Annotated in this window: 14 protein-coding genes; 7 read left to right on the forward strand and 7 right to left on the reverse strand. The window is 62.0% G+C overall.

Annotated features, from left to right (window positions below; genetic code table 11):
• Window positions 1-19: 19 nt before the first annotated feature.
• From HWQ56_RS01420 to HWQ56_RS01435, 4 genes are read right to left on the reverse strand one after another with little or no spacing between them, the layout of a single operon-like run.
• Window positions 20-745, reverse strand: coding sequence for an amino acid ABC transporter ATP-binding protein (locus tag HWQ56_RS01420; protein WP_158156090.1), 726 nt, complete (start codon window positions 743-745; stop codon window positions 20-22).
• A complete protein-coding gene (locus HWQ56_RS01425; protein ID WP_176572321.1) occupies window positions 732-1,382 on the reverse strand; it encodes an amino acid ABC transporter permease in 651 nt (216 codons plus the stop codon). Before HWQ56_RS01425 ends, HWQ56_RS01420 begins: the two co-directional genes overlap by 14 nt.
• Window positions 1,379-2,044, reverse strand: coding sequence for an amino acid ABC transporter permease (locus HWQ56_RS01430; RefSeq protein ID WP_176569618.1), 666 nt, complete (start codon window positions 2,042-2,044; stop codon window positions 1,379-1,381). The genes HWQ56_RS01425 and HWQ56_RS01430 overlap by 4 nt, the downstream gene beginning before the upstream one ends.
• Window positions 2,045-2,059: 15 nt before the next feature.
• Window positions 2,060-2,845 (reverse strand): transporter substrate-binding domain-containing protein, encoded by a 786-nt coding sequence (locus HWQ56_RS01435; protein WP_176569619.1) that lies wholly within the window; start codon window positions 2,843-2,845, stop codon window positions 2,060-2,062.
• A 246-nt stretch (window positions 2,846-3,091) separates the two neighbouring features.
• Between HWQ56_RS01435 and HWQ56_RS01440 the strand changes: the two genes are divergently transcribed.
• The 6 genes from HWQ56_RS01440 to HWQ56_RS01465 all read left to right on the forward strand — a co-directional run bounded on the left by HWQ56_RS01440 (window position 3,092) and on the right by HWQ56_RS01465 (window position 10,397).
• Window positions 3,092-3,781, forward strand: coding sequence for a FadR/GntR family transcriptional regulator (locus tag HWQ56_RS01440; protein ID WP_176569620.1), 690 nt, complete (start codon window positions 3,092-3,094; stop codon window positions 3,779-3,781).
• Between the two features lie 120 nt (window positions 3,782-3,901).
• Entirely contained in the window at window positions 3,902-4,231 is a 330-nt protein-coding gene (gene trxA / locus HWQ56_RS01445) for a thioredoxin TrxA (protein WP_176569621.1), read from the forward strand.
• A 247-nt stretch (window positions 4,232-4,478) separates the two neighbouring features.
• Window positions 4,479-5,738, forward strand: coding sequence for a transcription termination factor Rho (gene rho / locus HWQ56_RS01450; RefSeq protein ID WP_027979976.1), 1,260 nt, complete (start codon window positions 4,479-4,481; stop codon window positions 5,736-5,738).
• 157 nt (window positions 5,739-5,895) lie between these two features.
• Complete coding sequence (locus tag HWQ56_RS01455) at window positions 5,896-7,893, forward strand: acyltransferase family protein (protein ID WP_176569622.1); 1,998 nt, start codon at window positions 5,896-5,898, stop codon at window positions 7,891-7,893.
• 69 nt (window positions 7,894-7,962) lie between these two features.
• Window positions 7,963-9,429: a 4-hydroxy-3-polyprenylbenzoate decarboxylase gene (gene ubiD, locus HWQ56_RS01460; protein WP_176569623.1), complete on the forward strand. Its 1,467-nt coding sequence runs from the start codon at window positions 7,963-7,965 to the stop codon at window positions 9,427-9,429.
• Window positions 9,429-10,397 (forward strand): CDP-6-deoxy-delta-3,4-glucoseen reductase, encoded by a 969-nt coding sequence (locus HWQ56_RS01465; protein ID WP_176569624.1) that lies wholly within the window; start codon window positions 9,429-9,431, stop codon window positions 10,395-10,397. Before ubiD ends, HWQ56_RS01465 begins: the two co-directional genes overlap by 1 nt.
• A gap of 9 nt (window positions 10,398-10,406) precedes the next feature.
• Here HWQ56_RS01465 and HWQ56_RS01470 read toward each other — a convergent pair whose 3' ends face one another.
• On the reverse strand, window positions 10,407-10,883 hold the full coding sequence (locus HWQ56_RS01470; RefSeq protein WP_176569625.1) for a sn-glycerol-3-phosphate transporter: 477 nt from the start codon (window positions 10,881-10,883) through the stop codon (window positions 10,407-10,409).
• Window positions 10,884-11,228: 345 nt separating this feature from the next.
• Between HWQ56_RS01470 and HWQ56_RS01475 the strand changes: the two genes are divergently transcribed.
• Window positions 11,229-11,876, forward strand: coding sequence for a gamma-glutamylcyclotransferase (locus HWQ56_RS01475; RefSeq protein WP_158156107.1), 648 nt, complete (start codon window positions 11,229-11,231; stop codon window positions 11,874-11,876).
• A gap of 51 nt (window positions 11,877-11,927) precedes the next feature.
• Here HWQ56_RS01475 and HWQ56_RS01480 read toward each other — a convergent pair whose 3' ends face one another.
• Both HWQ56_RS01480 and HWQ56_RS01485 read right to left on the reverse strand, forming a co-directional pair.
• On the reverse strand, window positions 11,928-13,061 hold the full coding sequence (locus tag HWQ56_RS01480) for a hypothetical protein (RefSeq protein ID WP_176569626.1): 1,134 nt from the start codon (window positions 13,059-13,061) through the stop codon (window positions 11,928-11,930).
• 106 nt (window positions 13,062-13,167) lie between these two features.
• Window positions 13,168-14,145 carry an NADPH:quinone oxidoreductase family protein gene (locus HWQ56_RS01485; RefSeq protein ID WP_176569627.1) on the reverse strand — a complete coding sequence of 326 codons (978 nt, stop codon included), beginning with the start codon at window positions 14,143-14,145 and terminating at the stop codon, window positions 13,168-13,170.
• Window positions 14,146-14,244 lie beyond the last annotated feature (99 nt).

A 14,244-nucleotide genomic window follows, 5' to 3' on the forward strand; every position in this document is an offset into this window, starting at 1 on the left:
AGCTTGGCCCGGCGCGGACCTACTGCATACCGATGAAAGCCGCCAATTCGGGTGTCTGCGGTTCCGCGAACAATTGTTTAGGGTGCCCCACTTCATGCACCTTGCCCTGGTGCATGAACACCAGCTTGTCGCCCACCTCGCGGGCAAAGCGCATTTCATGGGTGACCATGATCAGCGTCATGCCATCCTGGGCCAGTTGGCGCACCACGCTGAGCACCTCATTGACCAGTTCCGGGTCCAGTGCCGAGGTAATCTCGTCGCAGAGCAGCACCTTGGGCGACATGGCCAGTGCCCGGGCGATGGCCACGCGCTGCTGCTGGCCGCCGGACAGGCGGTCCGGGTAGGCGTCGAACTTGTCCGCCAGGCCCACCCGTTCCAGCATCTCGCGTGCCAGGCCAAGGGCCTTGGCCCGCGATACCTTCTGCACCACCTGGGGCGCGAGCATCACGTTCTCGCCCACGCTCAGGTGCGGGAACAGGTTGAACTGCTGGAACACCATCCCGACCTTCTGGCGCAGGCTGCGCAAATCGGCGCGGGCGGCGTCCAGGTACTCGCCATCGACTTCGATCACCCCGTCATTGATCGATTCGAGGCCGTTGAGGGTGCGCAGCAAGGTGCTTTTGCCCGAGCCGCTGCGGCCAATGATCGCCACCACCTGGCCTTGCTCGACACTCAGGTCGATGCCTTTGAGCACATGGTGGTCGCCGTAGTATTTATGCAGGGCAGACACTCTAAGCAGAGGCATGCAGTCTCCTTTCCAGGTAGCGGGCGCTGAGCGACAGCGGGTAGCACAGGGCGAAATAGCCCAAGGCGACCAGGCCGTAGACAGTGAAGGGTTCGAAAGTGGCGTTGGCAAGCATGCCGCCGGTCTTGGTCAGTTCGGTAAAGCCGATGATGGAAGTCACCGCGGTGCCCTTCACCACCTGGACCGAGAAGCCCACCGTGGGGGCCACGGCAATGCGCAGGGCCTGGGGCAGGATGACATGGCGCAGCTGTTCGTAGGGCGTCATGGCCAGGCTGGCCGAGGCTTCCCACTGGCCAGGGGCGATGGACTGCACGCAGCCGCGCCAGATCTCGGCCAGGTACGCGCTGGTGAACAGGGTCAGCGCCAGTGCCGCCGCCGCCCAGGGCGAGATGTCGATGCCCAGCAGCGCCACGCCGAAGAACACCAGGAACAGTTGCATCAGCAACGGCGTCCCCTGGAACAATTCGATATAGCCACGGGCCAAGGCGCGGGGCAGCGTCTTGTCAGCGATGCGCAAGGTCATCACCAGCAGGCCGATCAACCCGCCGCCGATAAAGGCCACCAGGCTCAGTGCCAGGGTCCACTGCAGGCCGGTGAGCAAGTTGCGCACGATATCCCAGAACGTGAAGTCCATCAGCGGCTCCTTGCCAGGTAGCGGCGCCCGGCCCAGTTGAGCAGGGCGCGAATCAACATGGCCATGGCCAGGTAGATGAGGGTGGTCAGCACGTAGGTTTCAAAGGCGCGGAAATTGCGCGACTGGATGAAGTTGGCGTAGAAGCTCAGCTCCTGGGTGGCTATCTGCGAGCACACTGCCGAGCCCAGCATCACGATGATGATCTGGCTGCTCAGGGCCGGCCATACCTTGCCCAGGGCCGGCACCAGCACTACATGGCGGAACGCCTCGGCCCGGCTCATGGCCAGGGCCGCGGCGGCTTCCAGTTGCCCGCGCGGGACAGCCTGGATGCCGGCACGGATGATCTCCGTGCTGTAGGCGCCCAGGTTCACCACCATGGCCAGCACCGCCGCCTGCCACTCGCTGATCTGCACGCCCAGGGACGGCAAACCGAAGAAAATGAAGAACAGCTGTACCAGGAACGGTGTGTTGCGGATCAATTCGACGTAGATGCCGAAGATCCCGGCGAACGGCTTGATCTTCCAGGCGCGCACCACGCCACCCAACACGCCCAGGCCGACCCCCAGCAGTGTGCCGATGGCGGTCAGTTCCAGGGTGAACAGCGCACCCTTGAGCAGCAGGTCGGTGTTGGCGAAAACCGGGCTGAAGTCGAAGTGATAGGCCATGTCAGGTCCAGGGTCTCAAAGGTCGGCGGGCAGCGGCTGCTTGAGCCAGGTCTGCGAGTTCTTCTCCAGGCTGCCGTCCTGGCGAGCCTGGGCGATGATCTCGTTGACCTTGGCCAGCAGCTGCGGCTCATCCTTGTTCAGGCCCACGTAGACCGGCGAGTCCTTGAGTTTGACCTTCAGGGCCGGGATGCGCTTGGGGTTGCGCTCGCTGATGGCCACCATCACCACGTTGCCGCTGGCGATAAGGTCCACCTGGCCGGCCAGGTAGGCGGCGATGGTGGAGTTGTTGTCTTCGAAGCGCTTGATGGTCACGCCTTCGGGCGCCACCTTGGTCAGCTCGATGTCTTCGATGGCGCCGCGGGTAACGCTGATGGTCTTGCCCTTGAGGTCATCGAGGGTGGCGACGGGGGCGTCGGGAGGGCCGAACACCGCAAGGTAGAAGGGGGCGTAGGCGTTGGAAAAGTCGATGACTTTCTCGCGGTCGGGGTTTTTACCCAGGCTGGAGATCACCAGGTCCACCTTGCCGGTGGTCAGGTAGGGAATGCGGTTGGTGCTGTTGACCGGGGTCAGTTCCAGCTTGACCTTCAGGCGGTCGGCGATCAGCTGTGCGGTGTCGATGTCCAGGCCACGGGGTTTCATGTCCGGGCCTACCGAGCCGAAGGGCGGGAAGTCCTGGGGCACGGCGACTTTCAGGGTGCCGCGCTTGACCACGTCCTCCAGGCCGTCGGCGTGGGCGGGGGCCTGGCAAAGCATCAGGCTGGCGAACAGAGCGGTGAGCAGGGCGGTACAGCGCTGGATCATGGCACGGTCTCCGAAAGTGAGTGGCAGGGACAGTGCACAGGTCATGCCACCGACGGGGAGGCATCGCTGTGGCGCCTGTTTCCTGGCTCCAGGTGAGGTCTTACTGGTCTGAACAGTTGCGGGGTGTCGTGTTGGTTTTTGCACTACTTTCGCCCAATAAAAACGGGGGTGAACCGTTATCGGGCGTGATTTGCCCTGCCTGGAAAATCGCGCTAAAACGGCAGTTCCAATTAGCCGGAAAGCCCCATGACTTCCCTCAACCAAGCAGTCCCCGACGTCGCTATCCAAGGCATTCGCCAGCTGATTGCCCGGCAAGGCTACGAGGCGGGTGCGGCGCTTCCTTCCCAGCGTGATCTGGCTGAGCAACTGGGGGTCAGCAGGGCTTCATTGCGCGAAGCACTGTCAACGCTGAGCGCACTGGGGGTGGTTAGTATTCAGCCGGGAAAAGGGGTTTTCGTGCAGGCCGGCAGTCCGACTGCCGCCGGGTTGGCGTGGCCATTCGCGGCCCAGGCGGCGCCCGCGGATATCTTTCAGTTGCGTTATGCACTGGAGGGGTTCGCCGCCGGGCTGGCTGCCGTTCGTCTGACCGCTGACGAACTCGATGCCCTGCAGGATAACGTCCAGGCCATGCGCGCCGAGTTGCGAGGCGGGGATTTCGAGGCGGCCGCGCGGCTGGATTTCGACTTCCACAGGCGCATCATGGTGGCCAGTGGCAATCAGGCCATGGCCAGCATCCTCGTCGCCAGCGCCGATATCTTCCTGGAGAGCCAGAAACTGCCATTCATCCGTGCCGAACGGGCCATGGAGACCTGGCATGAGCATCGCAAAATCCTCCGTGCCCTGGCGCGTCACGCCGCCTCACCCGCTACCAAAGCCATGCAGGAGCATATCCGCGCCGCAGCGCTGCGCACGGCCATCGCCTTCGTCGCTCCGTGAGCAGCTATTGTTCAAATCTTGAAGCACTATAGTTAGAGACAATCATCACCGGCTTCCTGTGGGGCGCCTGTGCCGTTATGATGGGCCCAGTTTTTTCAGAATTTCCAACGGAGACCCTTCATGAGCAGCGATAAAATCGTGCACGTCACTGATGCTACCTTCGAGGAACAAGTCCTCAAGGCCAAGGGCCCTGTCCTCGTTGACTACTGGGCTGAATGGTGTGGCCCATGCAAGATGATCGCGCCAGTACTGGATGAAATCGCGGGTACCTACGAAGGCAAGGTCACCATCGCCAAGCTGAACATCGACGACAACCAGGAAACCCCTGCCAAGCACGGCGTGCGCGGTATTCCTACGCTGATGCTGTTCAAGGACGGCGAAGTGGCAGCGACCAAGGTCGGCGCCCTGTCCAAGTCGCAATTGGCCGCTTTCCTGGATGGCAGCCTGTAATAGCGCCGAAATATCCGGTGGTAATAGCCCCGCACCTTGCGGGGCTTTTTCTTGGGCCAACGACTAGACGCCCAGAAATTCAGGTGTTACATTCGGCCTCGCACTGGTATCTCTAGTGCCCCCTGCAAGCCGTCGCCGACGCACTCCTACTCGAATTAGTACGCGATCCTGTCGCCTTCTCTGCGGCGCGGCCTCATTAAGCCCAAAGCTTAATTTCTCCCTCCATACATGATTACGTCATTCCCTTATGAACCTGACTGAACTCAAGCAAAAGCCGATTACCGATCTGCTCGAAATGGCCGAACAGATGGGCATAGAAAATATGGCCCGTTCGCGCAAGCAGGATGTGATTTTCTCCCTGTTGAAGAAACATGCCAAAAGCGGCGAGGAAATCTCCGGTGATGGCGTGCTGGAGATTCTCCAGGACGGCTTCGGCTTCCTGCGTTCGGCTGACGCTTCCTACCTGGCCGGCCCGGACGACATCTACGTCTCCCCAAGCCAGATCCGTCGCTTCAACCTGCGCACCGGCGACACCATCGTCGGCAAGATCCGCCCTCCAAAAGAAGGCGAGCGTTACTTCGCCCTGTTGAAAGTTGACACCATCAACTTCGACCGTCCGGAAAACGCCAAGAACAAGATTCTGTTCGAAAACCTGACGCCGCTGTTCCCCACCGTGCGCATGAAGATGGAAGCCGGCAACGGTTCCACCGAAGACCTCACCGGTCGTGTCATCGACCTGTGCGCGCCGATCGGCAAGGGCCAGCGTGGCCTGATCGTTGCTCCGCCGAAGGCGGGCAAGACCATCATGCTGCAGAACATCGCGTCGAACATCACCCGTAACAATCCTGAAGTTCACCTGATCGTGCTGCTGATCGACGAACGTCCGGAAGAAGTGACCGAAATGCAGCGCACCGTGCGCGGCGAAGTGGTTGCCTCCACCTTCGACGAGCCGCCAACCCGCCACGTGCAGGTTGCCGAAATGGTGATCGAGAAGGCCAAGCGCCTGGTCGAGCACAAGAAGGACGTGGTCATCCTGCTGGACTCCATCACCCGCCTGGCCCGTGCCTACAACACCGTGATCCCGAGCTCCGGCAAGGTATTGACCGGTGGTGTAGACGCCCACGCGCTGGAGAAGCCGAAGCGTTTCTTCGGTGCCGCGCGTAACATCGAGGAAGGTGGTTCGCTGACCATCATCGCCACTGCGCTGGTTGAAACCGGCTCGAAGATGGATGAAGTGATCTACGAAGAGTTCAAGGGTACCGGCAACATGGAACTGCCCCTGGACCGCAAGATCGCCGAGAAGCGCGTATTCCCGGCCATCAACATCAACCGTTCGGGTACCCGTCGCGAAGAGCTGCTGACTGCCGACGACGAACTGCAGCGCATGTGGATTCTGCGCAAGCTGCTGCACCCGATGGACGAAGTCGCCGCCATCGAGTTCCTGGTCGACAAGCTCAAGCAGACCAAGACCAACGACGAGTTCTTCCTGTCGATGAAACGCAAGTAACCGGGCCTGCCTGGTAGCTTGAAGATGGCGCCCTGCGGGGCGCCATTTTTTTTGCCTGCAGATACCGAACTTTCCACCGCTCGCAGTACTCCTGTAAACGCCGGCATGCCTGCGCTTACACTGCTCAGGTCCGAACAACTAATAACAAGGGATTGTCATGGCAGTATTAGCCTATCGTCGCGATATCGACGGGCTGCGAGCAGTGGCTGTAGCGATCGTCGTGCTGTTCCACTTCGGCATCGCCGGGTTCAGCGGCGGGTTCGTGGGTGTGGATATCTTCTTCGTGATCTCGGGCTTCCTGATCACCTCCATTCTCTGGCGCCAGCACCAGGCTGGCCAATTCAGCTTCCTGGAGTTCTGGACACGCCGGGCGCGGCGTATCTTGCCCGCGCTTTTCCTGGTGATGGTGGTGTGCATGGTGGTGGGCTGGTTCCTGCTCACCCCTCATGACTACAGTGACCTGGGGCGCTCAGTTCGCTACCAGGCGATGTTCGCGTCCAATATTCTGTTCCAGCGTCAGGACGGCTACTTCGACACGGCATCGGACCTCAAGCCGCTGCTGCATACCTGGTCGCTGGCGGTGGAAGAACAGTTCTATATCGTCTTCCCGCTGTTGCTCGGGCTGCTCATCCGTTACCTGCGGCGCTGGCGCCTTTACCTGCTCGGGTTGCTGCTGGTCTCCCTGGCCTTGAGCGTGTGGGCGGTGCGGCATGATCCCTCCGCGGCATTCTTCCTGCTGCCCATGCGCGCCTGGGAGCTGTTGGCCGGCGCGCTGCTGGCGGTCACGCCCATCGCTGCCAGCCGCCAGGCGCCCTGGGTGTACCAGTTGGCCAGCCTGGCGGGTTTGGCGATGCTGGTGGCCGCTACCGTGCTTTACGATGCCCACACCCCCTTTCCGGGCGTCGCGGCCCTGTTGCCGGTAGTCGGAACCCTGGCGCTGATCTGGGCCAATGGTGCGCACGCCACCTGGGTAGGCCGGGTACTGAGCACGCGGCTGATGGTGGGAACAGGGCTGATTTCCTATTCCTGGTACCTGTGGCATTGGCCCGTGCATGTATTTGCTTCGTATGCGGCCGTCGACGGTTTGAGCGCTTCCCAGGTGGCTGGCCTGCTGGTCTTGAGCCTGGTGCTTGCCTATGCCTCCTGGCGCTGGTTCGAGCGGCCGCTGCGTCAGGGGCGGGTTTCGGCCAGCGCCCGGCAAGTACTGGCTTGCGCATTGGGGTTGATGGTGTTGGTGGGTGTGGCTGGCCAGGCGCTGCGCCAGGCCGATGGCGTGCCGTCGCGCCTTTCCCCGCAGGCGCTGCGCTATGCCCAGGCACGGGAATGGAATGCCGGGCAGCGCGACTGCCTGTCTGACCGCAAGGGGCAACAGCCAGTGTGCACGCTCGGGCCCGCAAGCCCCACGTCACCGGCACTGCTGGTGTGGGGCGACAGCCACGCGGCGGGCTTGGGGCCTGCGTTGGCCCTGGCCGCCAAGGATCATGGCACCCCGGTGTCATTGGCCGCGCGCGCGGGCTGTATCCCCGTGCCGGGGCTGGAGGGCAAGCGAGCCTGCCGTGACTTCAATGGCAAAATGTTGGCCCTGGCCCAGGCGCCCGCCGTCCACGACGTAATACTGGCCGCCCGCTGGAGCCTGTACCTGTATGGTGACGGGCTAGGCGACACCACCTATATGCTGCACAACCCCCAAGGCCGCGCCGACCGCTCCTACGCCGAGCAACAGCTGGCTACCCAACTCACTGCACTGGTGGCCCGCCTGCGTGAACAGCACCGCAGGGTATGGCTGGTGGAGGAAGCGCCTTTGCAGAAGCAACGGGCGCCCTACCGCCTGACGCGCCTGGCCATGCTTGGCCGCCCGGTAGCCAATGAAGGGCTGCCACTGGCGGAGCATCGCCGCCGGCAGGCCTTCATCAGCCAGCTGTTCGGCCAACTGGCGGCGGCCGACAGCAACGTGCGAATCATCGACCCGGCGGCGCTGTTCTGCGGTGACGGCCAGACCTGCCGTATCGAAGCCGACGGCCAATCGCTGTACATGGATGACAACCATTACGGCGACGGTGCCACGGTTTACCTGCAGCCCATGCTCGCGCCACTGTTCGAGCACGCAGGCGCAGCCATGGGCAATGGGCCAATTCAGGCCAATTCGGCCGAATGAGGCACCGGCGGCTGCCAGCGCGCGCCAGAGCAGGTACGATGTACGCCTATTTTACGAGTGGCATGGTCAATGAAATTCAAGGATCTTCGGGATTTCGTGCAGCAGCTTGAGCAGCGCGGAGAGTTGAAACGCATTCAGGTGCCGATTTCTCCGGTGCTTGAAATGACGGAAGTCTGCGATCGAACCCTGCGCAGCAAGGGCCCGGCGCTGTTGTTCGAAAAACCCACCGGTTTCGATATTCCGGTGCTGGGCAACCTCTTCGGTACGCCGGGGCGTGTCGCCTTGGGCATGGGCGCCGAGGACGTCGGCGAGCTGCGCGAAATCGGCAAGTTGCTGGCGTTTCTCAAGGAGCCCGAACCGCCCAAGGGGCTCAAGGATGCCTGGTCGAAGCTGCCTATCTTCAAGAAGATCATTGCCATGGCCCCCAAGTTGGTCAAGGACGCGGCTTGCCAGGAAGTGGTCATCGAGGGTGACGACGTCGACCTCGGCATGCTGCCCGTGCAGACCTGCTGGCCAGGCGATGTGGCGCCGTTGATCACATGGGGCCTCACGGTGACGCGTGGCCCCAACAAAGAGCGTCAGAACCTGGGTATCTACCGGCAGCAGGTGATAGGCCGCAACAAGGTCATCATGCGCTGGCTGAGCCACCGCGGCGGTGCGCTGGACTTTCGCGAGTGGTGCGAAAAGCACCCGGGCCAGCCTTTCCCGGTATCCGTGGCTTTGGGCGCCGACCCGGCCACTATCCTGGGGGCGGTCACGCCGGTGCCCGATAGCCTTTCCGAATATGCCTTCGCTGGCCTGCTGCGTGACAACCGCACCGAACTGGTGAAGTGCCGTGGCAATGACCTGCAAGTGCCGGCCAGCGCGGAAATCGTCCTGGAAGGGGTGATTCACCCGGGTGAAATGGCCGATGAAGGCCCGTACGGCGACCATACCGGCTACTACAACGAAGTTGACCAGTTCCCGGTGTTCACCGTGGAGCGCATCACCCACCGTACCAAGCCGATCTATCACAGTACCTATACCGGCCGGCCACCGGATGAGCCCGCGATTCTGGGCGTGGCGCTGAATGAAGTGTTCGTGCCGATCCTGCAGAAGCAATTCCCGGAAATCACTGACTTCTATCTGCCGCCCGAAGGCTGTTCCTACCGCATGGCGGTGGTCACCATGAAGAAGCAGTACCCCGGCCATGCCAAGCGCGTCATGCTGGGTGTGTGGTCGTTCCTGCGCCAATTCATGTACACCAAGTTCGTTATCGTCACCGACGACGACATCAACGCCCGGGACTGGAACGATGTGATCTGGGCGATCACCACGCGTATGGACCCCAAGCGCGATACGGTGATGATCGACAACACGCCCATCGACTACCTCGACTTCGCGTCGCCGGTGTCGGGCCTGGGCTCGAAGATGGGCCTGGATGCCACCAACAAGTGGCCGGGCGAGACCAACCGCGAATGGGGCCGGGTCATCGTCAAGGACGATGCCGTGACTCGTCGCATCGATGAACTGTGGAACCAGCTAGGGATAGATTGATGCGCGTAACCTTGCAGCCATCGGGCGCGGTGCTGGAAACGCAGCCCGGGGAACGGATTCTGGAAGCGGCCCAGCGCCTTGGCCATGAGTGCCCGCAGAGCTGCCGTAACGGCAACTGCCATGTGTGTTCAGCTTTGCTGGTAGAGGGGCGGGTACGCCAGGAAGGGGTGGAGCACGACCACGGCGAAATCTACACCTGCATCGCGGAACCGCTGGAGGACTGCGTGTTGCTGTGGGACGGCGTGTTGGCGCTGGGCGAGTTGCCCGTGCGCACCTTCGCCTGCCAGCTGAGCGAATGCACACCGGTGGGCGGCGACGTCTGGCGGGTGCGCCTGCGCGCCCCGGCCGGCAGGCCGCCGCGCTACCACGCCGGCCAATACCTGATGATCGAGCGCGAAAACGGCGAAAAGTCGGCGTTTTCCCTCGCTTCGGCGCCCCATGCGGGGCGTGACCTGGAAATGCACGTGCTGGTACGCGAAGCCAGCGCCCAGAACCTCATCGAGCAATTGCAGCGCAACGGCATGGCGCGGGTCGAGCTGCCGTTCGGCGACACACACCTGGCCGAATTGCCCGACGGGCCATTGGTGCTGATCGCCGCTGGTACCGGCATGGCACAAATGCACAGCCTGATCGAGCATTGCCGGGCACAGGGCTTCAAGCATCCTGTGCACCTGTACTGGGGCGTGCGCCGGCCAGAGGACTTCTACCAGATTGAGCACTGGGAACAGTGGCAAACCTTGCCCAACCTGTTCCTGCACAAAGTGGTCAGCGACCTGTGTGGCTGGGAAGGGCGCTGCGGCATGTTGCACGAAGCGGTGTGCGAGGACATTGCTGACCTTGCAGGCGTGCACGTGTATGCCAGCGGCTCCCCCGCCATGATCTACGCCACGCTGGATGCCCTGGTGGCTGCAGGCATGGACGCGCACCAGATGCGTGCGGACGTCTTCGCCTATGCGCCGCGCCCCTGAGGCGCTGGCTCAGAAACGAAAACCGACATTGACCATGGTCGCCGCCAGCCCCAACAGCACTACTTCGGCGCCGGCGGGGCCCCAATGGGCCCCGACTGCCGGGATCAGGGCCGGTGCCACGCCGTAGCGGTTCAGCGGCAGCTTGTCCCGGTATTTGCCGCGGTAGCCGTGGATCAGGCCTGCGCTCAGCTTGTAATACAGCGCCGAGTCGGGCACGTCGAAGCGTTTGCCGAGGTAAACGTATTCAGAGCGTTGGCTGAAGGAATTGCGGAATGTGGCACCGCCCATGATCAGCCCCGATGCCTGGTTGCGTTCCAGCCCTAGCAAATCCTGGTGGTTGTTGTAGCTGTCGTTATTAGCGAAGTGACGAGTGAAGACGCTGCCTTGCAGGTACCAGAACCCGTCATCCGACGCGCCCTGAGCCTGGGCGGCAGCGAACAGGACAGCAAGGGTGGTGCTGGCAAATAACAGGCCTGGGTATCTCATGAGGTTTACCGCTATCAATCGGGGAGATGCGCTTTTTCTCGCAAGTCGATAGGAAGTTTCTAGACATGAAACTTCTGAATATATCGTAGGAAAATTTACTTGGTTGGTTCATGCACTATTCTCATGCACTGGGAACAGCGCATACCGTTGCCAAAGTGCCAGTTCGGTGCGCAGTATGGGGCCGTGACCCGCCACGGTGCTTATAACCAGCGCAAAACGCGTTGCTTATATGAAAATGCAAGGGCTTGATTTTGGGCACTTATCTGCCGTACGGTATGAACAGCAGTGTAACAATCAGTTAAAGTGAGCCGACGTTGTCGATTCACGGGGATATCAGGCGACACTATGTCGGCTATCGAAACTGCGCACTTCAATGTGGTTTATCCACCCTCGCTCGACCTCGGGCCGCAATTGACCCACGAGCAATTGGTGCATTCACTTCAAACGACCATGGGCCGCCATAAAGGTGGGCCGGTATGGCTCTTTGCGTACGGCTCGCTCATCTGGCGTCCGGAATGCAGCGCCGCCGAGCGTCGGCGTGCGCGGGTGCATGGTTACCATCGCGGGCTGTACCTGTGGTCGCACGAACACCGGGGCACGCCTGAACGCCCGGGGCTGGTATTTGGCCTGGACCGCGGCGGCTCTTGCAGCGGCTTCGCCTATCGTCTGCCGCAGGAGCGGTTGGAAGAGTCCTTGCTGGCCCTGTGGCAACGGGAAATGCCGTATCCCTCCTACCGCCCGCATTGGCTCAACTGCCGCCTGGACGATGGCACGAAAGTGCAGGCGCTGGGTTTCGTGCTGGAGCGTCATTTACCCAGCTATGCCGGCAACCTGCCCGACAACCTGCTCAGCCATGTATTGGAAAGTGCCAGTGGGCGCTTCGGCAGCACGCTCGAGTACGTGCAGCAGACCATCAGCGCCCTGCGCAGCCATGAAATGCCGGACCGTAATCTGGAAGCGCGGATTAAACGCTGCCATTGCCGGGATAACTAGCGTTGCTGCTGTGCGCTCACTGACGCTCGCTGGAAAACCAGCCTTTCTACATCACCCCAGCAGCTCACCATAAGGCGCCTTGGCGCCCTGAAGCGGCGCTGCCAATCCCTCCGCCGGTGCGAAATTGCTGCCTGCCACTTTGGAGAAGGCCGCCCACTGGTTGCCGTAGCTGATGGCCCGGTCAGGCCCTTGTGATTCCGTCACCTTGGTATAGCTGTGCTTGCGCATCTCGGTGAACATGCCGTCATGCTGGTACATGATGGCGTGGGCGCGGACCAGCTCGTCCTTGGTCAGGTTCAGGCACTTGGCCAGGCTCACCCCCCAGCGGCGCAGGCAGGTTTCAGCCAGATGGCGCACCACCATGCCGGGTTCTGCCAAGATCTTAGGGCCGGCGACGCCATCGAGAGCGGCATTGCCCACCAGGGTGGCATGGCGGCCGGGCAACGGGAAGACACTGGTCTTGGTGCTGCCGTCAGTGTGTGGCACTACGCAGGCGAAGCCCTTGGAGCGTTCGTCGCGGGCAAAGAAACCCACGTACTCACGCACATTGGGCCCCAGGGTCACGCGCTCGGGTTGGAAGTTCAGCGGACCTGGCACCGGGTCCACGGCAAAGATATTCACGGGAATGTGCTTGAGGGCCGGATCAGCCAGCATGGCATTGGCCAACATGTGGCAACTGACCGCGCCGCGGCTCCAGCCGACGATGTTCACCTTCGCCGGAATCTTTCCCCCCTTGCGGAACTGATTGACGATCTGCTGCTGCAATTGCTGCGGGGTAACTTTGCGGTCTCCGTAGTCGTAGACGCGCGACCAGAAGCTGCCTTTTATCTCCACGTCTTCAATGGGAATGCCGGCTTTCTTCAGCGTCTGGTAGCGTTCGGCGGTCAGCTTTTCACGTTGCCATTCGAATTGCCCCTTGATCATGTTCAGGGCGTGGCGCACGTTGGTCTCCCACCCCTTGCCGAAAGCGACGCCGGCATAGGGGTGGTCAGTGGACTCGACCGTGAGGTTGTCGGCCTGCAGGTTGCCGCTGCCGGGGCCATCGACGACGATCCAGTGGGCAAACTCGCGGTCGAGGGTGTTGCTGGCGAGCGTGGCGATCAGCTCGCCGTTCCAGTAGTTGGCGTTGTGGCTGTCGAAGTGGGTGGCGCTGGTGCCGCAGAAGTAAACGGTAAAAGTACTCATGGCGAACTTCCTGTTCAGAGGGCGTTGAAGCCGGGGTGGTAGACCGCTACTTCAACGTTGTTCGCCCATGCTGATAAGCCTGAATACTTTCCTGCGGTGAAGCCCTTCACCGTACGGCGATCACCAGCTTGCCCACAGCCTTGCGCTCGGCAAGTGTGTTGATGGCCTCACCGGCCTGGTGCAGAGGGAAAGTACGTGAGACCAGTGGTTTCAGCCTGCCTTCAGCGAACCACTGGAACAGTTGCTTGAAGTTGGCGGCATTGTCCTGCGGCTGCCGTTGCGCGAACGAGCCCCAGAACACGCCCACCACCGCCGCGCCCTTGAGCAGTGCCAGGTTGACGGGCAGCTCAGGTATGCGGCCACTGGCAAAACCTACCACCAGCAAGCGCCCGTTCCAGCCGATGGCGCGCACGGCCTGGTCGAACAGGTCACCCCCCACCGGGTCGTAGATAACGTCCACACCGTTGCCGCCGGTCAGCCGTTTGATCTCGTCCTTGAGGCTGGTCTCGCTGTAGTTGATCAGCTCGTCGGCACCGGCTGCCTTGGCCACGGCGAGCTTGTCGGCGCTGCTGGCAGCAGCGATCACCCGGGCCCCCATGGCCTTGCCGATTTCCACCGCCGCCAGGCCGACACCCCCCGAGGCACCCAGCACCAGCAGGGTTTCTCCAGGCTGCAGGTTGGCGCGCTGCTTGAGCGCATGCATCGAGGTACCGTAGGTCATGCTGAAAGCGGCAGCGGTGGTGTAGTCCATGCCGTCGGGAATGGGCAGGACGTTGTAACCCGCCACGGCTATTTCCTCGGCAAAGCTGCCCCAGCCGGTCAGGCCCATGACGCGGTCGCCCACCTTGAGGTGGCTGACGTGCTCGCCCACTGCGCGGACCACACCAGCCGCCTCGCCACCAGGGGAGAAAGGGAAGGGCGGCTTGAACTGGTACTTGCCCTCGATGATCAAGGTGTCCGGAAAGTTGACCCCGGCGGCGTGTACTTCCAGCAGTACCTCGTTTTTCTTCACCGCGGGGCTGGAGACCTCTTCCAGCACCAGGGTTTCGGCAGGGCCGAACGCTTTGCACAGTACGGCTTTCATCGGGCTATTCCTTTGCAGGTTGTGGCCGATAGTGTAGGTGTGAAGAAAACGCGGTCAACGAGCATGCCGCCAGCTGATAGCCAACCATAAGCACTGGCG

This window comes from Pseudomonas eucalypticola (genome assembly GCF_013374995.1).
GTDB classification, from domain to species: Bacteria; Pseudomonadota; Gammaproteobacteria; order Pseudomonadales; family Pseudomonadaceae; genus Aquipseudomonas; species Aquipseudomonas eucalypticola.